Below are 21,747 nucleotides of genomic sequence, written 5' to 3' on the forward strand. Positions count from 1 at the left end.
CTAGTGCTTAGGCTTGAGTTACACAGGGACCGGGGTACCCAAAACGCCCTGCAGGACAGCCCCTGCGGCAGACGATGCTTCCACCATCTGCCGGAGCGACTCACCGTGGAGGTAGCGGTAGCTCTGCGGCGGGTGGAACGGTCCGGCAGCCCGAAGCGCGCTGAGCGGAACCGGTTCCTCGAAAGTAACCGGTTCCGTAAGTGTGAGACCGCTTGCCTGCGAAGCACCGCTCATGTATTCGTCAAACTCGCGCCTGCTGATGCCCGTTTGCGCCCGGTGTGCCGCCCAGACCTCCCGAGGAGAGCCGACATGGACGGCAGCGACCAGAGCCGCTCCGACCAGGGCCATTGTGGGAGCAGTGGCGTAGAGCACGACGGGCGTGCCCGGCGGGACGGCGACGCGCTGTCGACGCACCTCCACGGTCTTACTGCCGGCGAGAATCGCGGTGGCGAAACGGGGGTGGACGGACAGCAGCATCGCGCGCTCCGGCTCGTTCACGTCCTTCGATGCCCTTCTTCGTAGATCGCTTGGAACAGCCTGTTGTCGATCTTCGTCAGCGAGATCAGGGACAACGGTAGGCCCAGGTCACCGGCAAACGACTTCAGCTGTCGCAGCGTCACCGGTTTGGGGAAGATCTCAGTGTCCGAGAATCGCAAGGCCATCGCTCGACCTGAGCCCTCGTGGGCGATCTCGCGGACCTCGGCTCGACCATATACGCCCAGGTGTTCGAATCTAGCGAACAGGGTGTCAGCTGTGTCGATCACCACCTCGTCCAAGCGCGAACAACCGATCACCATCTGCCCGTCCTGGCCGGGCAATCCCTCGCTGACGTACCAGAGCAGGCGGCCCGGGACGCTCTCGTTCCGGTGCCCGGGTGACCGGTAGTAGACGTGCTCGCGACTGATTCCCAGCTCGCTGCTCCGCGGCAGCAGCATCGCGGGAACGTTGAACAGCTCCGTGGACCAACGCGGTTTGATGGGCGCCATGAAGGAGGGCATCAGAGAGTCCATGACCTTGGCCGGCCACCAGGCCCGCTCCACGGCTCCCGTCACCTCGGCTGGCAGTCCTGTATGGAGGACTGTCGCCGTACACCCCAGGCCACGAGCGGCCTCCGCAGCGGACTGCGTGACTGCATCGGCCGTCCCAATCACGTCGACAAGCAAGGCCGCTTGACCGCCTTGATGCTCGAAGAATCCATCACTGCCAGCAGCTGCCCTTGCGACGGGCGAGATGAATGCGTCCGAGATATGTACCGCTCGAGCGCCCCGCTCACGACCCAGGCGCTTCAACCCGAAGAGCAACTGCCGGGCCAGGGTCTGCTCCAACCGGTGTGTAGCCGTACGCAGGAGGGGCACAGTCAACGTCCGGCCGTCCATCGCCCATACGTACAGAGCGACCGGTCGGCCGTCCCCGTCACGGAGGAGCTCCCGACGCCACACGACGGCGTCCTCCGCAAGCCCCCGGAGTCGTCGTGCGAAGGCCGAGCCGTTGTCGCTGCTCGACTGGTCGAAGAAGGCGACGAGTTCGCCCTCGGTGCCCGGAGCGACCTCCCCGACCCGAAACTCGGTGCCCATAAGATCGGCCGGCCTGTAGACCTGGGCCTGGTGCAGTTCGTCCACGTGAAGGGTGACGACCGACGGATGGACGACCCGTACTCCGGCGATGTCCCATGCTACGTCCGCCAACCCGGCGAGCAGCGGATCACGTGTGACGAGTACCTGGAGCCCCGCACACGAGGTCTCGGCCACGTACCTTACGCGCCGCTCCAGTTCGGACCCTTCGGACAGGTCGACCCCGACGCCACGGGCCGCCTCGAGCAACTCGCGGCTTCTGGCAGCCACGGGTTCCGAAGCAGGAGTGATCTGGCGCAGTCCAGAGAGGGCAGCCCGCTGATGCTTGCGCTCCGCCGCATCAGCGATCTCACGGACGTCACGGAACAGTTGAGGGGTGAAGGCCAACTCCACGAGATCGGCCAGCCAGCCGGCCTCCAGTGCCTCCGACTCCAGCGCTCCGGGTGAAGGAGTCAGCCCGCGCAGGTCCGCGAACACTCCGTGGTCGACGACGATGGTCAGCGCATCGCTCTCGACGTCGGTGAAGAGGTCTGGATGACTGTGATCATGCCACCAGCCGTCCAGGTCGTCGCCATTCTTGCTACGGCCCCGCACCTCACCACGCGGGACGAAACCGAGACTCGTCCACATTTCCGTGAGCCCATAGTCACGCCGACACTTGACCTTGATCCCGAGCCGCTGCGAGTACCTGGTCCGGATGGTCTCCACCAGCAGGCGAGCAACGCCTTCACCCCGGCGTTCCTCGGCGACACAAAGGTGAGTCAAGCGGACATGTGGGCTCCGCTTGGGAAGTCCGCAGAGCGCGTAGCCGATCACCTCATCACCGTCGACTGCGATCAGCAGGCCGCCCTCGTCCGCGGCGTTCTGGTAGACGGGTGGAGTCAACAGGCCCAGCGTCTTGGTGTAACGATTTCCTAGCGCGATCGCCGCTTCGATCATGTCCGCCTGCGTACCGGACGCCGGCACGATCTTGATCCCCATCAGTCCCCTCCCGAGAGATGCAGGCTCAGTCTCGCCTCTTCGGCGGAACCGGCACGGAGAATCGTGTGAATCAAGGAGCAGTCTGTTACCTGGTGACACTTCCAGCCCGCCCCGGTTGACGCCAACGCTGACGCCAACCGACCCAAACGACGGCGTCCGATGGCAGCCTTCTACGGACGGCAGAATCGCCCAAACCAGGGCATCCCACCGCCCCGGCTTGGCCTGAAAAGCGGAAGGTCGCCGGTTCGACCCCGGCCCTGGCCACAGCTGGTGAGGAAGGCCCCGGAGCAGCAGCTCCGGGGCCTTCCTCGTGTCCGGGCGCCACCGGTCCGGGCTCGACTCCGTGGCTGCCGACACACCCGGGCTTACCCTGGGCTGTCGGTCGGCCTGCGGCGGGAGGAGTCCTCGTGACCCCGGAGCACTTCGCTCTCCTGGAGGAGGCACGCCGGAGCCTTCCGGAGGGCTTCAAGGTGGAGATCTCGGGCGACACCATCGTGGTGATGGTCGGCCCTTCGGGCATCCACCAGCGCAACCTGCTGGTGGTCCGGCGGCAGTTCGACGCCCATGCGCCGCTGGAGCTGCTGCCCAGCGAGAACACCGACCTGGTATCGCCGCACGTCGGCAAGAGCCGCAATCCGGACCTGACCTACCTGCCGGGCGATGCGCTGGAGACGGCGGCCAACCAGGTGCCGGCCGAACTCGCCGCCGTCGCCGTCGAGTTGGTTTCCCCGTCGAACCCGGAGAACGACTGGGTGGGCAAGGTCCGCGACTACCCGCTGATGGGCATTCCGCTGTACCTGCTGGTCGACGCCCGGCAGCGGACGGTCACGCTGTTCAGCCGGCCGGACGGCAGCCGGTACCACCGGCGCGAGGACGTCGACTTCGGTGAGACGCTGCGGATTCCCGAGCCGTTCGGATTCGAGCTGGTGACGACCGGGTTGCTGCCGTACTAGTTCACCGCGGCGGGGTCCGCTCGATCAGGGCGGCGAGGCCGTCGAGGATGCGGGGGAGGCCGAACTCGTAGGCGTGGTCGGCGTCGTGGGCGGCGCCCTGGGCCTGGCCGGCGGCGGTGCCCACGCGGGTGGCGACGGGGTAGCGGGCGGGGTCGAGGACGCGGGCGAGGAGGTCGGCGTTGGCTTCCCACCACTGCTGGTCGTTCATGGCGCTGTCCTGCTGGGCGGCGCGGGCGTCGGCGGCCATCCGGGCGCAGGTGTGGACGAAGCCGAGCAGGTGGGTGAGGGCGGCGTCGAGGCGGACGTCGTCGAGGCCGGTGTCCTCCAGGGCGCGCAGCTCGTACTCGTACTTGGCCATCAGGCCGGGGCCGAGCGGCGGGCGGGTGGTGGGGACGGCGGCGGTCCAGGGGTGGGCTGCGTAGAGGGCGCGGTTGTCGTCGGCGACGGCGGCGGCGCGGGCGCGCCAGCCCGGGTCGGCGGGGGTGCTGCGGGGCATCGCGGCGTAGAGGGTGTCGAGCATCAGGTCGAGCAGTTCGGCCTTGCCCGGGACGTAGGTGTAGAGCGCCATCGGGGAGAGGCCGAGTTCCTGGGCGACCCGGCGCATGGTGACGGCGTCCAGCCCTTCGGCGTCGGCGACCCGGATCGCGGCGGCGGCGATCGCGGCGGGTGACTGGGCCTGCCGGGGCCCGCGCCGTCCGGCGGCGGGGGCGGTGGGGACGCCCCAGAGCAGGGCGAGGGTCTGCGCCGGGTCTCCGGCGCTGCTCCGGTTGCTGGCCATGCGGGGGATTCTTCCACGCAAAAATCTCCGTACTGTGTATAGTGTACGGCGTACGGAGATTCTGGTGCAGCCCGACCCTCCTGATCCGGAAGGACCCCCCTTGAAGATCAACCGCTCCGCCGTGTCCCTGAACGTCGAGGACGTCGCGGCCTCCGCCGCCTTCCTCTCCACCCACCTCGGCTTCCGCGAGGAGATGTCCGCCGACGGCTTCGTCTCGCTCGGCCACCCGAGCGCCGGGATGAACGTCGTCCTGCTCCGCCGCGGCCTGGAGGTGCTGCCGGAGGGCCTCCGCGAGCAGCACGCGGCCGGGCTGATCCTGGCCTTCACCGTGGGCGACGCGGCCGCCACCGAGGCCCGGCTGAAGGCGGCGGGGGTGGCGATCACCATGCCGCTGCTGGACGAGCCGTGGGGCGAGCGGCTGTTCCAGGTCACCGACCCGAACGGGATCGTCGTGCAGTTCGTCCAGTGGCTGACCCCGGAGGGGGCCGAGCAGGGGATCGGGGAGGGGGTCGGCGCGCAGGCGTAGCGGGGGACGGCGCGGTGCCCCCGGAGCGGGTTCCCGCTCCGGGGGCACCGGCACGTCCGCACGGGCGCCCCCGCTACGCCTGCGCGCCGGCCCTCCCGGCCGGGAGCGCGTCCGCGACCGCCTGCCGGGCGAACGCCACCAGTTGGGCGCGCAGGTCGGCCTGCGGCCCGGCGCCCAGGATCAGCCGGGACATCTGGGGCACCGCGTGCGGCCAGGCGGCCAGCGCGATCAGGCTCAGCAGGCAGGAGGTGACCTGCGGGGAGACCTCGGTGCCGAAGGTCTCGGCGAGCGCGGCGACCTTCCGTTCGTAGTGGGTGGCCCGGTGCTCCTCGTTGGACAGCGCGCCGTCCCGGTGGTGCAGGCCCTCCCAGAGCGAGAGCCGCAGCAGGACGGGGTTGGCCCGGTGGAAGTCGTACACCCGGCCCACGTACTCGGCGGGGTCGTCGCCGGGGCGCAGCGGGACGGCTTCGGCGAGTTCGTCCAGGGCCAGCGCGACCACCTGGTCGAAGAGCTTCTGCTTGCTGCCGAAGTAGCCGTAGATGCGCTCCTTGTTGACGCCGGCCAGTTCGGCGATGCGGTCCACGCGGGCGCCCGCGATCCCGTGCGCGGCGAACTCTTCCCTGGCGGCGGAGAGCAGCCGTTGCTTGGTGGAGGTCGGGTCCTGGGTCATGCGGTCAGCGTAGGGCGGGAGGGGCGGACCTGCCAACCAACTGGATAGTTGACACCCAACTGGTTGGTTGGTTAGCTTCGAGCCACCACCGCGGGGCCTGCCGCACCCCACTACCGCACCCCACTACCGCACCCTGCCGCCGCCCCTCCCAGCCGACCGACCAGGAGGAACCCGTGTCGACCACCGCCGTCACCGCCACCGCCGTCACCGCCACCGCCCCGACCGCCCCCACCGCCGCCACCACCCCGGAAGCCGCCGCCGCGCCGTCCGTGCACGTCCGCGCCCTGCTCACCTGGCTGGCCGTCTATCCGGCGATCACGCTGGCCCAACTCCTGCTCGGCCCGGAGCTGGCCGGCCTGTCCGTGCCGCTGCGGGTGCTGGTCATCACCGGCCTGGTCGTCCCCACCGTGGTCTACCTGCTGGTGCCCGCGCTGCTGCGAGCCCGGGCCGCCCTGCTGCGCCGCCGGGGCTGAGGCCCGCGGCCGGCCACCCTTCCGGCAGCGGGTCGCAGCGCCGTCCGGCCGGGCCCGGCCGGTAGCGTCGCGACCGCCCGGGGACGTCCACGGGCGTGCCCACCAGCAGGGAGGTCCCCGGTGATCCGGATGCCCCGGGCCGCCGCCGCGGCCGCCGCGACGGCCCTGGTCGCCGCCGTCCTGGGTGCGGCCCCGGCCGCCGCCACCGGACAGCGGCCCGCCGCCGACCGGCAGCCCGCCGCGGAGTCGCTGCAGCGCCGGTTCGCCTCCGCCGCGGCCGAGTTCGGCGTTCCGGAGGGGCTGCTGCTGGCGGTGGCCTACCAGCAGACCAGGTGGGAGTCGCACGACGGCGCGCCCAGCACCACCGGCAACTACGGGGTGGCGGGGCTGACCCGGGTCGACCCGGCCGCCGTCCCGCCCGGCGCGGACGGCCCGCGACTGCACACCCTGGACGCCGCCGCCCGGCTGATCGGCCGTCCCGCCGAGCAGGTCGCGGCCGACCCGGCGCAGAACCTGCGGGCCGCCGCCGCGCTGCTGGCGCAGTACCAGCGGGAGTCCGGCCGGGCCGCGAGCGCCGACCCGGGCGACTGGTACCGGGCGGTGGCCCGGTACGGCGGCAGCGACGAGAGCCCGTTCGCGGACCGGGTGTTCGACACCCTGCGCACCGGCGCCGAACGCACCACCGCCGACGGCCGGCACGTCCGGCTGGCCGGCGCCCCCGCCCTGCGGGTCGACCGCCCGGCCCGCCCGGCGCCCCGCTCCGGCGACGCCGCCGCCGACTGCCCGGCCGGGCTGGACTGCGAGCCGCGCCCGGCCGCGTACGCGCTGACCGACCCCGCGGACCCTTCCTCGTACGGCAACTACACCAAGGCGAACCGCCCGGACGACGGCCAGCGGATCCAGTACGTCGTGCTGCACGACACCGAGGGCGGCTACGACGGCTCGCTCGCCACCTTCCGCAACCCGAAGAGCCAGGCCAGCGCGCACTACCTGGTGCGCTCCTCGGACGGGCACGTCGCCCAGCTGGTGAGCAACCGGGACGTGGCCTGGCACGCGGGCAACAAGACCTTCAACATGCACGGCATCGGCATCGAGCACGAGGGCTACGCCTTCCCCAAGGACCGGCCGACCTGGTACTCGGAGCAGCTGTACCGGTCCTCCGCCGCGCTGGTGCGCCACCTGGCCGCGCGCTACGGCATCCCGCTGGACCGGGAGCACGTCCTCGGGCACGACGACGTGCCGGGCCCGGTGCAGGCGAACGTGGCCGGCATGCACTGGGACCCGGGCACCTTCTGGGACTGGGCGCACTACCTCGACCTGCTGGGCGCCCCGCTGCCCGCGCACACCGGGCCGCCCGCGGTCGGCGCGGTGATCACCGTCGCCCCCGCGTTCGACACCAACCGCCCCGCGGTGAACGGCACTCCGGACCGGCCGGAGAACTTCGTCCCGCTGCACACCGGCCCGTCCGCCGACGCCCCGCTGCTGAACGGCGGCACCCGGGACGCCGCCGACTGGCGCGACAAGGCCGTCACCGGCACCCACTACGTGGTCGCGGACACCGCCGACGGCTGGACGGCGATCTGGTACGACGGGCAGAAGGCGTGGTTCGCCGACCCCGCCGGATCGGTCAGCGCCCCCGACACCCGCTCCGGCCGGACGGTGCTCACCCCGCGCCCCGGCGCGGCCTCGGTCCCGGTGTACGGCCGCGCCTACCCGGAGGCCGCGGCCTACCGGGGCCACCCGTCGATCCCGGTCCAGCAGGTGGTGCCGCTGTCGGCGACCGTCCCGGCCGGGCAGGCGTACCCGGCCGCGGACGCCGAACCGGTGCGGGGCGACTTCTACTACGCGCGGAACATCAATGGCGACGCCCCGGAGGACCGCACCCTGGTGGTCGGCTGCGACACCTACTACCCGATCCGCTACGGCCACCGGCTGGCCTACCTCAAGTCGACCGACGTGCAGGGCGGTTCGGCGGCCCCGGCCTGCCCCGGAAACTGAGCTGCCGCCCGGCCGGGCGACCGCGTAGGGTCCGCCGCATGACGACGAACTGGGCCGGGGTCCGGGCCCGGCTGGCCGCCCTCCGGCCGTACCGCGGGCGGGCGTTCGGCTCCGGACGGCACCGCTTCACCCTGGCCGCCCCGCTGACCGAATACCAACTCGCGCGGGCCGAAGAGCAGTTGCGGATCACCCTGCCCGCCGAGTACCGCACCTTCCTGGCCGAGGTCGGCGCGGGCGGCGCCGGCCCGTACTACGGCCTGTTCCCGCTGACCGACTCCCCGGACGGCTGGGGCTGGCCGGGGCAGTACGACGGGCCGGGGGACCTGGCGGCGGAGTTCCTCTCGGTGGCGGAACGCGCCCGGCTGGACGCGGAGTTCACCGCCCGCGAGCCACGGGAGGAGGACTTCCCCGACCCGGAGGCCCACCTGGCCGCGTTCCGGGTCTGGGACGACGAGTGGGGGGCGCTGCGCCGCCGGATGACGGCGGGCTCGGTGCAGATCGGCGAGCAGGGCTGCGGCTACTCGTCCTGGCTGGTGGTCTCCGGCCCGCACCGGGGCAGCGTCTGGGACGACGCGTTCGCCGCGGACGGGCTGATGGCGCAGCAGGCCCCGGACTTCCGCACCTGGTACCTGGAGTGGCTGGCCCGCGCCGAGGTCGAGTCCCGCGGGCGGCGCTGAGCGGCAGGCGCTACTTCCGGCGCAGCGCCTTGCGGGTGTTGCGCACCCGGCGGTGCAGGCGCTGGACGTTCGCCAGGGTGTGCACCCGACCGGCCACGGTGAGGCGGTACTTGAGGCGCAGGAAGCGCGGCAGGGCGTCGATCCGGTCGTCCCCGATGGCGCTGACCAGCCGGGTGACGTGCCGGTGGTAGGCGTACCGGTAGTCGTGGTCGCCGTCGGGGATCGTCCAGAAGAACATCGGGATCTCCTCGACCAGGGTGTTGTGGTCGTAGGCCCGCAGGTGCTCGCGGAAGACGGGCTCGGGCCGGTCGAGCAGCCAGCCGCGGACGAGTTCGATGGAGCGGACCCGGTCGGCCAGGCCGCGCGGGTCGGTGCGGCGCTGGGTGATCGAGCTGTCGCCGTCCTCGCGGATCCGCCAGTGGTAGACCGGCTCGGACAGCACGTCGACGCGCTCCGCCAGGAAGTGGTGCGGGACGCTGACCGGGGCGTCCTCGTAGAGCATGCCCTCGGGGTAGTCCAGGCCGGCCGCGGCGTAGAAGGAGCGCCGGTAGACCTTGTTCCAGGCGGTGCGGTCGGTGACCAGCGCGGGCAGTTCGCTGACGTGGGTGCGCAGCCGGGTCTCGGCGAACGGGCGGACGTGCACGTGCGAGGGTTCCAGCCCGGCGGTGCGCAGCCGCAGGACGTTGCCGGTGGCGAAGTCCGAGCCGGTGCCGTCCAGGGTGTCGACCATCAGCCGGTAGGCGTGCGGCGGCACCACGTCGTCGCTGTCGACGAAGGCCAGGTACTCGGTGCCGGGGGCGAGGTGGCGCACGCCGGTGTTGCGGGCCGCGCCGAGGCCCTGGTTCTCCTGCCGGACCAGCCGGAAGCGGGGGTCGATCGCGGCGTACCGCTCGGCGATGGCCGCGCTGCCGTCGGTGGAGCCGTCGTCGACCATGACGCACTCCAGGTCGGTGAACGCCTGGGCGGCGATCGACTCCAGGCAGGCGGCGAGGTAGCGCTCGACGTTGTACACCGGGACGACGACGGAGAGACGGGGTGCCATCGGCTGCGCGGGCCTTTCGGGCTGGGCGCCCGAATAGGCGGGCGGAAATGCCGCCGGGCGCGGACGCGCGCAGCATATCCGGCCTGAACGACCTTGCAGGGAACGGAAGATGGAAAGAAAGTAGCGGAGTTCCGTCCTCCGAATTCCGGTGGGCGCCGGCCGCGGGAAAAGGGCGCCGCGGCGGGCTCCGGGAACGACCGAGCGCCGCTGCCCACCCCCGTGGGGCAACGGCGCCCGAGCTTCCGGACACCGATCCTGCCGACCGGCTCCACGGTGTGTCAACTATCGTGGATTCCTCCGCCACGATCCGGGCCCCCTGGTGATCGTCCACCACGTTTCCGCCACGATTCCGCCAACGATCGTGCAGAAAGGGCTGGACGGAGGATACGCCCGGGGGTAAGGACCCTCTATGATCCGGCACATGCCCCAGGACTCATCCCGCGCCGAAGCCCCGGACTTCGCCAGCCGCTTCCGGCGCCTGATAGCGGTGATCTACCCCAAGGACCTCGGCCGCCCCTGGCGGGACACCGAAATCGCCGAAGGCACCGGCCTGAGCGGCACGTACATCGGCAACCTCCGCAAGGGAACCCAGAAACCGAGCCTGGAGAACGCCGTCCGGATCGCGAAGTTCTTCGGCGTCCCGCTGGACTACTTCTCCGATTCCGGGACCGCCCACGCCGTGGAGCAGGACCTGCGCAAGATCGAGGCCCTGCGGGACGCCCGGGTCGAGCGGATCGCGATGCGCGCGGCCGGGCTGCCCCCCGAGATGCAGGACGCCGCACTCACTATTGTGGAGCAGTTGCGGCGGGCCGTGGGCCTGACCGACGGGCAGCCGGACGAGGCCGGCCCGGTGACGTGACGGAGCGCCAGCAGGTGCCGCTGGGACACTGGCGGCTACCGGAAGGGGTCGACGTGCGGGGTGTGGGGAGCGGACTGGGGCGGACCCGCCGGAGGATGCGGGCGGTCGCGCGCGACCTGCGCCTGCCACCGCTGAGCACCGTCGAGGAACTGTGCGACGCGGTCTCCGCGCACCTGGACCGGCCGATCCGGATCGCCCCGCGCCGGATGCGGGTCGGCGAGCCCTCCGGCTTCGTCGAACGCCTCCCCGCCGAGGACGTCGTCCACGTCGAGCAGGAGACCTCCGGACTGCACCGGGCGCACATCGTCTGCCACGAGCTCGCCCACCTGCTCTGCGGCCACCTGAGCGCGCCCGCGCCCCCCGGGCAGGACGCCGAACTCGTCGAACTGCCCACCATCGACCCGGACATGGTCCGGCTGGTGCTCGGCCGCTCGCACTACGACGACGCCGCCGAAGAGGAGGCCGAGGTCCTCGGCGCCGAGTTGATGCGCCTGCTGGTCCTCGCCCCCGGCGCCGGCACCACCTCCCAGCTCGCCCCCGCGCTGGAGCACCGCAAGGGACAGCATGTCTGAACTGCCGTACGACCTGGTCTACCTGGGCATCGGCAGCGCCGCCTGGCTGGTCGCCGCGCTGAAGCTCAGGGCCTGGCGGCGCGACCCGTCCTTCGGCCTGCTGGTGGTCGCCCTGGCCGTCGCCTCCCCGGCCACCGCCTTCCTGCTCGCCTCCCCGCTGCTGTACCGGACGGTCGGCCGCCTCACCGGCGTCGGGAACCTCGCCACTCTGTTCGTCTACCTCGGCATCGTCGGCTTCTCGGCCGCCGCCGTGGTCCTCGCCCTGGTCTGGACCCCGCCCGAGGAGCGCGCCGGCACCCAGGTCTGGGCCCCGCTGGACGACCGGCTGCGGCAGCGGGTGCGCCGCCGCACCGCCGTCTTCGCCGCCCTCGTCCCCGTCCTCGCCGCCCTGTTCCTGGCCGGCGGCCCGTACCGGCCGGAGACCCCGCTCACCTTCGACACCACCTTCGCCCCGCGCACCGCCACCGCCCTGTTCCTGATGCTCTACCAGGGCCTGTTCGCCTACGCGCTGGTCGACATCGGCCGGGTCTGCCTCGGCCACGCCGCCCGGCTCCCCGACGGCTGGCTGCGCCGCGGCATCCGGCTGATCGCCCTCGGCGCGCTCACCGCCTGCGGCTACGTGCTGTGCAAGATCGCCGCCATCGCCCTCGCCCACGCGGGCGTCGACGGCGCCGAATGGCTCAGCACCGCCCTCGGCCCGGCCTTCGCCGCCCTCGGCGCGATCGGCATCACCTGCGGCTTCGCCGGACCGGCCGGCGCCGCCTGGGCCGTCCGCCGCCGCGACTTCCGCGCGCTGCGCCCGCTCTGGGACCTGGTCTACCGGGCCGACCGCCGCCTCGCCCTGGAGGGCCCGCCCTCCCCCGCCTGGCGCGAACGCATCGCCCTGCGCGACCTCGAATGGCGCACCACCCGGCGCGGGCTGGAGATCCGGGACGGCCAGCTGACCCTCCGGCCGTTCGTCGACCCCGCCGCCGTGCACGCCGCCGAACGCCTGGCCGGCCGCGCCTCGCTCGCCCCCGGCCACCGGGACGCCCTGGTCGTCGCCGCCGCGCTGCGCTCCGCCGTCACCGCCCTCGGCACCGGCGCGGTGCCCCGCCCGCGCGAGGAACAGGCCGCCCTGCCCGGCCTGGACACCGCCCCCGCCGAGGAGCGCGCCCACCTCGTCCTGGTCGCCGCCTACCTGCGCTCCCCACTGCTGGAACGGGCCCTGGAACCCCTCGCGTGAACCCCCCGCCACCCCGGGACGCCTTCGCCGCACTCGTCCTGCACCGCCGCCCGCAACGCGCCCGGGTCGGCCTCTCGCTCGGCTTCGTCCGCACCTTCGCCGTCCCCGAGATCGCCGAAGTCCTGTCCGGCACCGGCAAGTTGGCCGCCACTCCGAAAGCCCGCGCGAAGGCCACCGGCGCGATGATGTTCGCCCTGATCGGCCACGGCGTCGAGAGCCCCGCCGGGCGGGAGATCGTCGCCGAACTCGCCGCGATGCACCGGATCCCCGGCGTGGACGAGGAGCTGATGCGCTACGTGCTGGCCTGCTTCACCGTCTGCCCGGTCGAGTTCGCGGCGGGCACCCCCGCCGAACGCGAAGCGGCCGCCGCCTTCGCCACCGACCTCGCCGCCGCCCTCCGCCTCCCGCCGCCGCCCGGGCCCACCCTGGCCGAGACCGCCGCCTGGATGCGGGAGTTCGAGACCGCCAGGTTCGCCCCCAGCGAGGCCGGCCGCGCCCTCTGGCACGCCGTCGCCCCGCTCTTCGCCGCCCGCCTCCCCGGCCCCCTCGCCCGGCACGCCCCCGCCTTCGCCGCCGCCCTGCTCGACGCCCCCCTCCGCGACGCCTTCACCCTCCCCCGCCCGCCCCTCCCCCTCCGCGCGGCGGCCCGCCTCGCCTTCCACCTCACGCACTGAAGAGAGCCCCACCAGGGGCTCGGCAGTACGCGCGTTCAGGGGCTCGGGGAACGGCGAGGCCGTGGCTGCTGACGGTTGACTGCCGTTGGGTGCCGCCGCTTCGGGTTCTGTTTACGGCACGCAGCAGCACGGACACTCCGATGGGCTCCGGCCGTCAGCAGCATCGACCCGCCGTTCCCCGGGCCCCTGATGGTGCATGCCCGTCTGCCGACAGTTCCCCGGGCCCCTGATTTCGCCTACCGCCGGCCGTGCACCCGGCGGTGGCTCCAGGCGAGCAGGCCGAGCAGGATCAGGCCGGACAGGACCAGGCTGGTGCCAGTGGCCCAGCCCGCGAGCGGCAGGGAGGGGACGGCCGCGGCGACGACGCCCGCGGCGATCAGGCCGAGTCCGGCGAGGACCGAGCCCGCGATCCGCCAGCCGGAGGCGACGCTGGCCTCGACGCCCTGCATGGCCTTGGCCCGTACCGGTTCCACGAAGCGGGCGAAGGCCGGTACCGCGCGGGCGACGAGCACCATGCCGGCCAGCAGCAGGAGCATGCCGGGGCCGGGCAGGACCAGCAGCACCACGCCCACCACGATGAGCGCCGTCCCGGCCACGCCGAAGGCCACCCGGGCCACGGGGTGGACCGCGGTCGGGTCCGCCTCGAATCCCGGTCGCTGCTGCTCGTTCATCCGTCCACCCTAACCGGACGGCCCGCGGTTCCCGGAGGCCCGACACCGGGGGGCCGGCAGTGCCGATGTCTCCCACCGCGCCGCCGGCCCCGCCGGGGGCGTCACATGCCGTTCTTCCGGATCGGGGTGTACGCGGCCAGCTTGGAGATCGGTTCCTGGTGCGAGATGCAGCCCCTGCTGCCGCAGTCCTCCAGGATGATCGCCTGGGTGTGCGCCGCGTCCGCCCAGCCGCCGAACAGCACCACGTGCTGCTCCTTGCTGTTGTCGACCACCAGCGCGTCGCCCGGCTGGAGGTCGCTGCGGGCGATGTGGTGCGCGATGCCCGCCTTCTCGCTGATCAGCGGTCCGGTGGTGGTGCCGGGGCCGGGCAGGCCCCAGGCGGCGGAGACGAAGCCGGAGCAGTCGACCCGGTAGCCGTTGGTGACGGCGCCCTGGCTGTAGCCGAGCTTGCGCTGGACCCGCTCCATCGCCCGTTCGACCATCGCCTTGCGCTCGTCCGACACCCCGTCCAGCTTGGGCTGGGCCTGGACGCCGCCGCCCTCGCCGTTGCGCGGGTGCCGGTGGTCGGACCAGGCGTCCCAGCTGTTGCCGTTGACGATCTTGGTCTTCCAGTCGCCGGTCGAGCGGTCCTTGATCTTGGGGCCGTCGTGCTTGCCGCCCGGCCCGCTGACGATGCCCGTCCCGTCGTTGCCGCTGGTGTCGGTGCCGCCGGTGTGCGGCGAGGAGGGCTGCGCGGCGTGACCGCCACCACCACCGCCGGTGCCCCCGCCACCACCGCCACCGCCCGCGCTGTCGATCCCGGTGCCGGGCGACTTCGGCGCGGGGGGCTTGGGCTGCTCGGAGTGCTTGCGCTTGAGGTCCTCGGCGATCTTCCGCTCGACGTCCTCGTACGCGGCGAGCATCTGCTTGATCTTCGCCGCGTCCTCGCCCAACTCCTTGGTGAGCTTCTCCTTCGCCTTCGTCAGCTCCTCGGCCCGGGCGTGGATCTCCCGGACCCTCCCGGTCACCTCCTCCAGGACCTTCGCCGCTCCGAAGATCCCCAGGATGCCGCCCGAGAAGACGTCGGTGACGGCCGCCTTGGCGATGGTCGCCTTGATGTGGCCGATCTTGCCGGTCATCTCTTCCATGCGCTGGTTGACCTGCTCGAAGTCCCGTTGGATCTTCAGCAGTTCGCCCACCTGGAAACCGAACTGGTCCCCCGCCATCGCGGTGTTCCCCCCTACTTCTATCTCGTCACCCCGACCGGGAAGTGCTACAGGACGTTGGCGAGCTGCTTGACCGAGCCGCTCAGCTGTCCCAGTTCGTCCGCCACGGTGTTCAGTTCGCGGACCCGGCCCTGGGCGTGCGCGATGAAGGCGTCCGCCGCGGCGCCGTGCCAGGTCATCGAGCCGAGCACGGCGTTGACGTCGCGGCCGAGGCCGTCGACCTGCTTGCCGAGTTCGGCCAGCTCCTCGGCGATCTTGTTCAGTTCCGCGTCGGCGTCGCCGAACATCTTGCCGAGCGCCCAGTGCGCGATCTCGGCCGGCGCCATGACGATGTCCTCGCCGACCTGGACCACGTCGCCGGCGAGGTGCTTGATGTCGCCCCACAGACCCATGACCGTCCCCCTGTCCCCCGCGTACTCCCCGAAAATCCGTTCCCCCCAGGCTAGTCAGTACGGCGCCCGGATGAAATGGGCGGGTCCGGCCCCGGGAGCCCCGTCCGGGCTGTTCGCGGTCCGCCCGCCCCGCCTGTGACACTGGGGGGGCTCGAAACCGACAAAAACCGAGGTGCGCCCCGGCCCCGGCCTTATGCAATCTAGAGGGATGCCCGCAGTGAGTTCTCCCGTCGCCCCGCAGCCCGCCCCCACCTTCGCGGAGCTGGCCGCCCGGCTTCCCGGCGTGATGCTGCGCGACGCGCAGCGGCTCGGCCGCCGTCTGGAGGGCACCCGCAAGGTCAGGTCGGCCGAGGGCCGGCAGAAGGTCCTGGCCGAGCTGGCGTCCGACTTCGACCGTTCCGAGGCCCGGGTGGCGTCCCGGCGGGCGGCGGTGCCGGTGATCCGGTACCCGCAGGAGCTGCCGGTCGCGCAGAAGAAGGACGAGATCCTGGCCGCCGTCCGCGACCACCAGGTGGTGATCGTGGCGGGCGAGACCGGCTCCGGCAAGACCACCCAGATCCCGAAGATCTGCCTGGAGCTGGGCCGCGGCGTCCAGGGCCTGATCGGCCACACCCAGCCGCGCCGGATCGCCGCCCGCACGGTGGCCGAGCGGGTCGCCGAGGAGCTGGACACCCCGCTGGGCGAGGCGGTCGGCTGGAAGGTCCGGTTCACCGACCAGGCCGGCCAGGACACCCTGGTGAAGCTGATGACGGACGGCATCCTGCTGGCCGAGATCCAGACCGACCGGGACCTGCGCCAGTACGACACCCTGATCATCGACGAGGCGCACGAGCGCAGCCTGAACATCGACTTCCTGCTCGGCTACCTCAAGCAGTTGCTGCCCCGCCGCCCCGACCTCAAGGTGGTCATCACCTCCGCGACCATCGACCCGGAGCGGTTCGCCGCGCACTTCGACGACGCGCCGATCATCGAGGTCTCCGGCCGCACCTACCCGGTGGAGGTCCGCTACCGCCCGCTGATCGAGTCCGCCGAGGACCCGGCCCTCGACGACGACGCGGACGGCAACGACCGGGACCGCGACCGGGACCAGATCCAGGGCATCTGCGAGGCCGTCGAGGAGCTGCAGGCGGAGGGCCCGGGCGACATCCTGGTGTTCCTCTCCGGCGAGCGCGAGATCCGCGACACCGCCGACGCGCTGACCAAGCTGAAACTGAAGTCCACCGAGGTCCTCCCCCTCTACGCCCGGCTCTCCTCGGCCGAGCAGCACCGGGTGTTCCAGCGCTCCTCGCAGCGCCGGGTGGTGCTGGCCACCAACGTCGCCGAGACCTCGCTGACCGTCCCCGGCATCAAGTACGTGATCGACCCGGGCACCGCCCGGATCTCCCGCTACAGCCACCGCACCAAGGTGCAGCGGCTCCCGATCGAGGCCGTCTCGCAGGCCAGCGCCAACCAGCGCAAGGGCCGCTGCGGCCGCACCTCGGACGGCATCTGCATCCGGCTGTACTCGGAGGAGGACTTCCTCTCCCGGCCGGAGTTCACCGACGCCGAGATCCTGCGCACCAACCTGGCCTCGGTGATCCTGCAGATGACGGCGGCGGGCCTGGGCGACATCGCGGCCTTCCCGTTCCTCGACCCGCCGGACTCCCGGAACATCAAGGACGGCGTCAACCTGCTGCACGAGCTGGGCGCCCTCGACCCGGAGGAGAAGGACCACCGCAAGCGGCTGACCGAGCTGGGCCGCAAGCTCGCCCAGCTCCCGGTGGACCCGCGGATGGCCCGGATGGTGCTGGAGGCCGACCGGCTCGGCTGCGTCCGGGACGTGATGGTGATCGCGGCCGCGCTCTCCATCCAGGACCCGCGCGAGCGCCCGGCCGAGAAGCGCCAGGCCGCCGACGACCGGCACCGCCGCTTCCAGTCGGAGACCTCCGACTTCCTGTCCTACCTGTCGATCTGGCGCTACGTGCGGGAGCAGCAGAAGGAGCTGTCCTCCTCGGCGTTCCGCCGGATGTGCAAGTCCGAGTTCCTCAACTACCTGCGGATACGGGAGTGGCAGGACGTCTACGTCCAGCTGCGCACCATCGCCAAGCAGCTCGGCGTGACGATCGACGAGGACCCGACGAGGGCCGACGGCCAGGAAGGTGAGCCGGACGCGGACCGGATCCACCAGGCGCTGCTGTCGGGCCTGCTCTCCCACCTGGGCCTGTTCGACGTGGAGAAGCGCGAGTACGCGGGCGCCCGCGGCGCCCGGTTCGCGGTGTTCCCGGGTTCGGGCCTGTTCAAGAAGCCGCCGCGCTGGGTGATGTCGGCCGAGCTGGTGGAGACCTCCCGGCTGTGGGCGCGGATCAACGCGAAGATCGAGCCGGAGTGGGTGGAGCCGCTGGCGGCGCACCTGATCAAGCGCACGTACAGCGAGCCGCACTGGGAGAAGAAGGCCGGCGCGGTGCTGGCGTACGAGCGGGTCACCCTGTACGGGCTGCCGATCGTCGCCCAGCGCAAGGTCAACTACGGCCGGATCGACCCGGAGCTGTGCCGGGAGCTGTTCATCCGGACCGCGCTGGTGGAGGGCGACTGGGAGACCCACCACCGGTTCTTCGCGGAGAACCGCAAGCTGCTCGACGAGGTCGAGGAGCTGGAGAACCGGGCCCGCCGCCGGGACATCCTGGTGGACGACCAGACCCTGTTCGACTTCTACGACGCCCGGCTGCCCGAGGACGTGGTCTCCGGGCGGCACTTCGACGCCTGGTGGAAGAAGACCCGCCGCGAGCAGCCCGACCTGCTCAACTTCGAGAAGTCGATGCTGATCAACGACTCGGCGGACGGCGTCACCGAGGCCGACTACCCGGACTTCTGGCAGCAGGGCAAGCTGCGCTTCCCGCTGACGTACCAGTTCGAGCCGGGCAGCGACGCGGACGGCGTGACGGTGCACATCCCGCTGGCGGTGCTCAACCAGGTGGTGTCGGAGGGCTTCGACTGGCAGATCCCGGGCCTGCGCGCCGAGCTGGTGACGGCCTGGATCCGCTCGCTGCCGAAGGCGGTGCGCCGCAACTTCGTCCCGGCGCCGGACTACGCCCGGGCGGCGATGCGCGAACTGACCGACCGGCAGGAGCCGTTGCTGCCGACGCTGGAGCGGGTGCTGCACCGGATGTCGGGCCTGCCGATCCCGCCGGAGGCGTGGGACGAGGAGCGGATCCCGGACCACCTGAAGGTGACCTTCCGGGTGGTGGACGGCAAGCGGAAGCTCGCCGAGTCCAAGGACCTGGAGGAGCTGCGCCTGAAGCTGCAGCCGAAGCTGTCGGCGACGCTCTCCAGCGCCGCGTCCGGCCGCGGCATCGAGCGCACCGGCCTGTCCGCCTGGCCGGACGACCTGCCGGTGCTGCAGCGCACCTTCGAGCAGCGCTCCAAGGGCCACTCGCTGCGCGCCTACCCGGCGCTGGTGGACGAGGGCGGCTCGGTCGGCATCAAGCTGTTCGACACCCCGGAGGCCCAGCAGCGGGCGATGTGGGCGGGCACCCGCCGGCTGCTGATGCTGCGGGTCAACTCCCCGGCCAAGTCGATCCAGGGCCGGCTGGGCAACCAGGCGAAGCTGGCCCTGTCGTACAACCCGCACGGCTCGGTCCCGGCCCTGTTCGAGGACGTGGTGGCGGCGGCGACGGACCGGCTGATGACGCTGAACGGCGGGGTGGTCTGGGACGCGGAGGCGTTCGACGCGCTGTACGACAAGGTCCGGGCGGACCTGTACGAGCTGTCGGCGGACACCACGCTGAAGACGGCGTCGGTGCTGATCGCCTTCCACAAGGCGTCCACCCGGTTGAAGTCGGTCTCCAGCCCGGTGCTGCTGTCCGCGGTGAACGACGTCCGACTGCACCTGGCCTCGCTGGTGCACCCGGGCTTCGTGGCCGACACCGGCTGGCAGCGGCTGGGCGACCTGAAGCGCTACCTGCTGGCGGTGGACCGCCGGTTGGAGGCGCTGCCCAACCACCCGCAGCGCGACCTGCAGAACCTGGTGAAGGTGCAGGCGGTGCAGCAGGCGTACGGGGAGCTGCTGGCGAGGGTGCCGGCGGGCCGGGAGCCGTCGGCGGAGGTGCGGTCGATCCGCTGGATGATCGAGGAGCTGCGGGTGAGTTTCTTCGCCCAGGGCCTGGGGACGCCGAGTCCGGTGTCGGAGAAGCGGATCCTCAAGGCGATGGAGGCCGCGGCGGCCACCCTCTGAGGGCCTGGTCGGGCCGGTTCCGGGGTGCTCCGGAGCCGGTTCGACCTGGGGGGTCGCGATGCAGTACAGTCTGTCTTGTTCGCAGGCGAGAGCAGGCGGGCAAGGATCAGAACACTGGTCCCGTGGAGCAGTTGGTTAGCTCGCCACCCTGTCAAGGTGGAGGTCGCGGGTTCAAGTCCCGTCGGGATCGCAGTAGCGTAAGGCCCGGAACCCCCAAGGTTCCGGGCCTTATCGCATTTCCGGAGCGCCCCGCAAGATAACGCGGCTGTGATCACCGTCACTGAACACGTCTTGAGACACGACTTCGGGAGCATCTCCACAAAGCGCCCTGATTTAATATGTAAAATTGTACTGCCATTCCCAGTAATGCCCCCCTCCCCCAGCCATCCCAAAGGGAATCGCGTGCTCCGCCCCGGACCGCCCTCCCGGGCGCCACGGGCGGCCTTCCCCGGACATGCCGGAGGGCCGCCCCCTCCGACCCGGCGGAGTCGGAGGAAGCGGCCCTCAAGCCGTCGGCGGCGCCCCGACCCGGCGGAGTCGGGGGGCTGCCCGGGAAGTACGGGGAATCAGACCTCGGTGCGCTGGGCCGGAATACCGGCCAGCAGGGCGCGCACCTCCGCCTCGCGGTAGCGGCGGTGGCCGCCGAGGGTCCGGATCGACGTGAGCTTGCCGGCCTTGGCCCAGCGGGTCACCGTCTTCGGATCCACGCGGAACATGGTGGCGACCTCTGCCGGCGTCAGCAGGGGCTCGGCGTCAGGGGTACGAGCGGTCATGAGCGGCCTCCTCGGGAGAACCGAACCAGGGCGGTTCTATCCTTCAAATTCTGCACCTTGGCCCGTGATGCCCGAAATGGCACGGACGGGCCGAGTCGGTTATAGGACGAACGGCTTGTCCTGGTGTCTACAACTACACCATCCGTCCAGCCCCATCGGCCATACCGCCAAAATTGACCCCTCACGGGTTCAAGAGCGACGGAAGGCCCCGGACCATCCCATAGCGGACAGTCACGCAGTGGTGACGTCCGGTCACGTTGCGACACGCCTGTGCGCGCTTGGGCTGGTTGTCCCATTTTGGCATATAGGTCTGAGTTCGCGTCAACGGTGAGTAGTATCACGTTCCATGGGGATTGACCCGATCCGGGACCATGGTCCCGGAAACCACGCCAATGGTATGGACCATCCTCCCCCCTGACCCGCTCCTTCGACCAGTGCCAATTTTCTGACGCCCCATCATCCCCTCCGCGTTTCACCCCGGCCGGTTCAGGACGCCTGCCGCAGCGCCAGCACCCGCCGCCAGCGCGCCGTCAGCCCCTCGTAGGCCCGCAGCGCCCCGTCGGTGTCCCCGGCCCGCAAGGCGCCCAGCCCGTCCGCCAGTTCGCCCACCGAGCGCTCCCCGGCCAGCCCGCGCGGCCCCAGCAGCCTGGCCAGGCCGCCGTAGTCCAGCTCCACCAGCGAGCGCGGGTGGAACTCCTCCAGCCACCGCCCGACCTCCTCCGCGCCGGCCCCCAGCGGCCCGCCCGGTGCCCGCTCCCGCAGCACCCGGTAGGCCCGGGCCACCCGGCGGCGGGCCTGCACCATCGGCGTCAGGTAGAACAGCGCGGCCGGTTCCGGCCGCTCGCCCTCCCCGGACGACCCGTACTCGCCCTCCGGCACGTGCTGCCGGTCCTCCTCGCCGAACGGCAGGAACCAGCGCAGCGGCACCTCCCAGCGGCTGGAGGCGATCCACGGCCGGGCGTCGGGGTGCTCCTGCTGCCAGCGCTCCCGGTCCGCCTCCCCGGCGGCCCGCAGGGCCGGCGGCAGCACCGTGTCCAGCAGGTGCGCGGGCAGCGTCCGCTGCAGCTCCTGCAGGGCCAGCCAGCCCCGCAGCCGGGTCGTCCAGGGGCACACGTAGGTCACCCCGTCCAGCACCCGCACGTACGCCCGCTCGTCCTCCTGCTCGGGCAGCGGACGGGGCGTCAGGGCCGCCAGCGCGGCCAGCGCGGCCCGCTGCTCGGCCAGCGCCGCCGCGGTGACCGGCTGCCCCGGCCCCAGGGCGTCCGGGCCGTGCGCGGCCGCGTACGCCTGCCAGCGGGCGCGCTCGGGCTCGGGGAAGGCGGCCAGCGGCTCGTAGACCCGCAGCTGCGCGGTGTACGGAGGAAGCACGGTCGTGCGCCAGGCGGTCACGCTCCGCATCGTCGCACGCGCCCCCCACAGCCGTCAGGGTGTCGGGCGGACGGCTTCGGTCGTCGTGCTCGGGGGGCCTCCGAGGGGCAGATTCGAAGGCGACCCCGG

20 protein-coding genes and 2 tRNA genes are annotated in these 21,747 nt (G+C 72.0%); 12 read left to right on the forward strand and 10 right to left on the reverse strand.

Annotation, left to right across the window (positions count from 1 at the left end; translation table 11 throughout):
* Positions 1-18: 18 nt before the first annotated feature.
* Together ABD345_RS25950 and ABD345_RS25955 are read right to left on the reverse strand one after the other, a co-directional pair.
* On the reverse strand, positions 19-498 hold the full coding sequence (locus ABD345_RS25950) for an ASCH domain-containing protein (RefSeq protein ID WP_232248042.1): 480 nt from the start codon (positions 496-498) through the stop codon (positions 19-21).
* The gene (locus ABD345_RS25955; RefSeq protein WP_051942585.1) at positions 495-2,552 is read right to left on the reverse strand and encodes a GNAT family N-acetyltransferase; all 2,058 of its coding nucleotides are present in this window, start codon (positions 2,550-2,552) and stop codon (positions 495-497) included. Before ABD345_RS25955 ends, ABD345_RS25950 begins: the two co-directional genes overlap by 4 nt.
* 186 nt (positions 2,553-2,738) lie before the next feature.
* Between ABD345_RS25955 and ABD345_RS25960 the strand changes: the two genes are divergently transcribed.
* Together ABD345_RS25960 and ABD345_RS25965 are read left to right on the forward strand one after the other, a co-directional pair.
* Positions 2,739-2,816 (forward strand) — tRNA-Phe (locus tag ABD345_RS25960).
* 143 nt (positions 2,817-2,959) lie between these two features.
* Positions 2,960-3,505 (forward strand): Uma2 family endonuclease, encoded by a 546-nt coding sequence (locus ABD345_RS25965; RefSeq protein ID WP_344555121.1) that lies wholly within the window; start codon positions 2,960-2,962, stop codon positions 3,503-3,505.
* A 1-nt stretch (position 3,506) separates the two neighbouring features.
* Here the strand turns inward: ABD345_RS25965 and ABD345_RS25970 are convergent, their stop codons facing one another.
* Positions 3,507-4,283 (reverse strand): TetR/AcrR family transcriptional regulator, encoded by a 777-nt coding sequence (locus ABD345_RS25970; RefSeq protein WP_344555123.1) that lies wholly within the window; start codon positions 4,281-4,283, stop codon positions 3,507-3,509.
* 100 nt (positions 4,284-4,383) lie between these two features.
* On the opposite strand from ABD345_RS25970, the gene ABD345_RS25975 reads away from it, so the two are divergent.
* Complete coding sequence (locus ABD345_RS25975) at positions 4,384-4,809, forward strand: VOC family protein (protein ID WP_344555125.1); 426 nt, start codon at positions 4,384-4,386, stop codon at positions 4,807-4,809.
* A 73-nt stretch (positions 4,810-4,882) separates the two neighbouring features.
* On the opposite strand, the gene ABD345_RS25980 is transcribed toward ABD345_RS25975, so the two are convergent.
* Positions 4,883-5,479 (reverse strand): TetR/AcrR family transcriptional regulator, encoded by a 597-nt coding sequence (locus tag ABD345_RS25980; RefSeq protein ID WP_344555127.1) that lies wholly within the window; start codon positions 5,477-5,479, stop codon positions 4,883-4,885.
* Between the two features lie 173 nt (positions 5,480-5,652).
* On the opposite strand from ABD345_RS25980, the gene ABD345_RS25985 reads away from it, so the two are divergent.
* From ABD345_RS25985 to ABD345_RS25995, 3 genes are all read left to right on the forward strand, one after another.
* A complete protein-coding gene (locus tag ABD345_RS25985) occupies positions 5,653-5,952 on the forward strand; it encodes a putative antibiotic biosynthesis monooxygenase (RefSeq protein WP_344555129.1) in 300 nt (99 codons plus the stop codon).
* A gap of 129 nt (positions 5,953-6,081) precedes the next feature.
* Positions 6,082-7,950: an N-acetylmuramoyl-L-alanine amidase gene (locus tag ABD345_RS25990; protein WP_344555209.1), complete on the forward strand. Its 1,869-nt coding sequence runs from the start codon at positions 6,082-6,084 to the stop codon at positions 7,948-7,950.
* 38 nt (positions 7,951-7,988) lie between these two features.
* Positions 7,989-8,627: an SMI1/KNR4 family protein gene (locus ABD345_RS25995; protein ID WP_344555133.1), complete on the forward strand. Its 639-nt coding sequence runs from the start codon at positions 7,989-7,991 to the stop codon at positions 8,625-8,627.
* Positions 8,628-8,637: 10 nt separating this feature from the next.
* Here ABD345_RS25995 and ABD345_RS26000 read toward each other — a convergent pair whose 3' ends face one another.
* Positions 8,638-9,669 (reverse strand): glycosyltransferase family 2 protein, encoded by a 1,032-nt coding sequence (locus ABD345_RS26000; protein WP_344555135.1) that lies wholly within the window; start codon positions 9,667-9,669, stop codon positions 8,638-8,640.
* A 421-nt stretch (positions 9,670-10,090) separates the two neighbouring features.
* Between ABD345_RS26000 and ABD345_RS26005 the strand changes: the two genes are divergently transcribed.
* The 4 genes from ABD345_RS26005 (at position 10,091) to ABD345_RS26020 (ending at position 12,999) form a co-directional block, all read left to right on the forward strand.
* Positions 10,091-10,528 carry a helix-turn-helix domain-containing protein gene (locus ABD345_RS26005; protein WP_344555137.1) on the forward strand — a complete coding sequence of 146 codons (438 nt, stop codon included), beginning with the start codon at positions 10,091-10,093 and terminating at the stop codon, positions 10,526-10,528.
* A gap of 95 nt (positions 10,529-10,623) precedes the next feature.
* Positions 10,624-11,100: a hypothetical protein gene (locus ABD345_RS26010; protein WP_344555139.1), complete on the forward strand. Its 477-nt coding sequence runs from the start codon at positions 10,624-10,626 to the stop codon at positions 11,098-11,100.
* Positions 11,093-12,325 carry an MAB_1171c family putative transporter gene (locus ABD345_RS26015; RefSeq protein WP_344555141.1) on the forward strand — a complete coding sequence of 411 codons (1,233 nt, stop codon included), beginning with the start codon at positions 11,093-11,095 and terminating at the stop codon, positions 12,323-12,325. Before ABD345_RS26010 ends, ABD345_RS26015 begins: the two co-directional genes overlap by 8 nt.
* Entirely contained in the window at positions 12,322-12,999 is a 678-nt protein-coding gene (locus tag ABD345_RS26020) for an oxygenase MpaB family protein (RefSeq protein WP_344555143.1), read from the forward strand. The genes ABD345_RS26015 and ABD345_RS26020 overlap by 4 nt, the downstream gene beginning before the upstream one ends.
* A 236-nt stretch (positions 13,000-13,235) precedes the next feature.
* On the opposite strand, the gene ABD345_RS26025 is transcribed toward ABD345_RS26020, so the two are convergent.
* The 3 genes from ABD345_RS26025 to ABD345_RS26035 form a co-directional block, all read right to left on the reverse strand.
* Positions 13,236-13,670, reverse strand: a complete 435-nt coding sequence (locus ABD345_RS26025; RefSeq protein ID WP_344555145.1) for a PGPGW domain-containing protein — start codon at positions 13,668-13,670, stop codon at positions 13,236-13,238.
* Between the two features lie 101 nt (positions 13,671-13,771).
* A complete protein-coding gene (locus ABD345_RS26030; RefSeq protein WP_344555146.1) occupies positions 13,772-14,875 on the reverse strand; it encodes a hypothetical protein in 1,104 nt (367 codons plus the stop codon).
* A 47-nt stretch (positions 14,876-14,922) separates the two neighbouring features.
* Positions 14,923-15,267: a hypothetical protein gene (locus ABD345_RS26035; RefSeq protein ID WP_344555147.1), complete on the reverse strand. Its 345-nt coding sequence runs from the start codon at positions 15,265-15,267 to the stop codon at positions 14,923-14,925.
* 208 nt (positions 15,268-15,475) lie between these two features.
* Between ABD345_RS26035 and hrpA the strand changes: the two genes are divergently transcribed.
* The gene (gene hrpA / locus ABD345_RS26040; RefSeq protein WP_344555149.1) at positions 15,476-19,477 is read left to right on the forward strand and encodes an ATP-dependent RNA helicase HrpA; all 4,002 of its coding nucleotides are present in this window, start codon (positions 15,476-15,478) and stop codon (positions 19,475-19,477) included.
* Between the two features lie 116 nt (positions 19,478-19,593).
* Positions 19,594-19,667, forward strand: a tRNA-Asp gene (locus tag ABD345_RS26045).
* Between the two features lie 376 nt (positions 19,668-20,043).
* On the opposite strand, the gene bldC is transcribed toward ABD345_RS26045, so the two are convergent.
* Both bldC and ABD345_RS26055 read right to left on the reverse strand, forming a co-directional pair.
* Positions 20,044-20,250 carry a developmental transcriptional regulator BldC gene (gene bldC, locus ABD345_RS26050; protein ID WP_030459248.1) on the reverse strand — a complete coding sequence of 69 codons (207 nt, stop codon included), beginning with the start codon at positions 20,248-20,250 and terminating at the stop codon, positions 20,044-20,046.
* Positions 20,251-20,736: 486 nt separating this feature from the next.
* Positions 20,737-21,639, reverse strand: a complete 903-nt coding sequence (locus ABD345_RS26055; protein WP_486327090.1) for a DUF8083 family protein — start codon at positions 21,637-21,639, stop codon at positions 20,737-20,739.
* Positions 21,640-21,747: the final 108 nt, after the last annotated feature.

It is taken from the genome of Kitasatospora saccharophila (assembly GCF_039529925.1).
Taxonomy (GTDB): Bacteria; Actinomycetota; Actinomycetes; order Streptomycetales; family Streptomycetaceae; genus Kitasatospora; species Kitasatospora saccharophila.

Bases quoted from the DNA above. Each gene is read 5' to 3' on its own strand.
- ABD345_RS25990 (WP_344555209.1), top strand. From the start codon at position 6,082: ATGCCCCGGGCCGCCGCCGCGGCCGCCGCGACGGCCCTGGTCGCCGCC.
- ABD345_RS26030 (WP_344555146.1), bottom strand. From the start codon at position 14,875: ATGGCGGGGGACCAGTTCGGTTTCCAGGTGGGCGAACTGCTGAAGATC.
- ABD345_RS26035 (WP_344555147.1), bottom strand. From the start codon at position 15,267: ATGGGTCTGTGGGGCGACATCAAGCACCTCGCCGGCGACGTGGTCCAG.
- bldC (WP_030459248.1), bottom strand. From the start codon at position 20,250: ATGACCGCTCGTACCCCTGACGCCGAGCCCCTGCTGACGCCGGCAGAG.
- hrpA (WP_344555149.1), top strand. From the start codon at position 15,476: ATGCCCGCAGTGAGTTCTCCCGTCGCCCCGCAGCCCGCCCCCACCTTC.
- ABD345_RS26025 (WP_344555145.1), bottom strand. From the start codon at position 13,670: ATGAACGAGCAGCAGCGACCGGGATTCGAGGCGGACCCGACCGCGGTC.
- ABD345_RS25970 (WP_344555123.1), bottom strand. From the start codon at position 4,283: ATGGCCAGCAACCGGAGCAGCGCCGGAGACCCGGCGCAGACCCTCGCC.
- ABD345_RS25995 (WP_344555133.1), top strand. From the start codon at position 7,989: ATGACGACGAACTGGGCCGGGGTCCGGGCCCGGCTGGCCGCCCTCCGG.
- ABD345_RS26015 (WP_344555141.1), top strand. From the start codon at position 11,093: ATGTCTGAACTGCCGTACGACCTGGTCTACCTGGGCATCGGCAGCGCC.
- ABD345_RS25980 (WP_344555127.1), bottom strand. From the start codon at position 5,479: ATGACCCAGGACCCGACCTCCACCAAGCAACGGCTGCTCTCCGCCGCC.
- ABD345_RS26000 (WP_344555135.1), bottom strand. From the start codon at position 9,669: ATGGCACCCCGTCTCTCCGTCGTCGTCCCGGTGTACAACGTCGAGCGC.
- ABD345_RS26010 (WP_344555139.1), top strand. From the start codon at position 10,624: ATGCGGGCGGTCGCGCGCGACCTGCGCCTGCCACCGCTGAGCACCGTC.
- ABD345_RS25955 (WP_051942585.1), bottom strand. From the start codon at position 2,552: ATGGGGATCAAGATCGTGCCGGCGTCCGGTACGCAGGCGGACATGATC.
- ABD345_RS26005 (WP_344555137.1), top strand. From the start codon at position 10,091: ATGCCCCAGGACTCATCCCGCGCCGAAGCCCCGGACTTCGCCAGCCGC.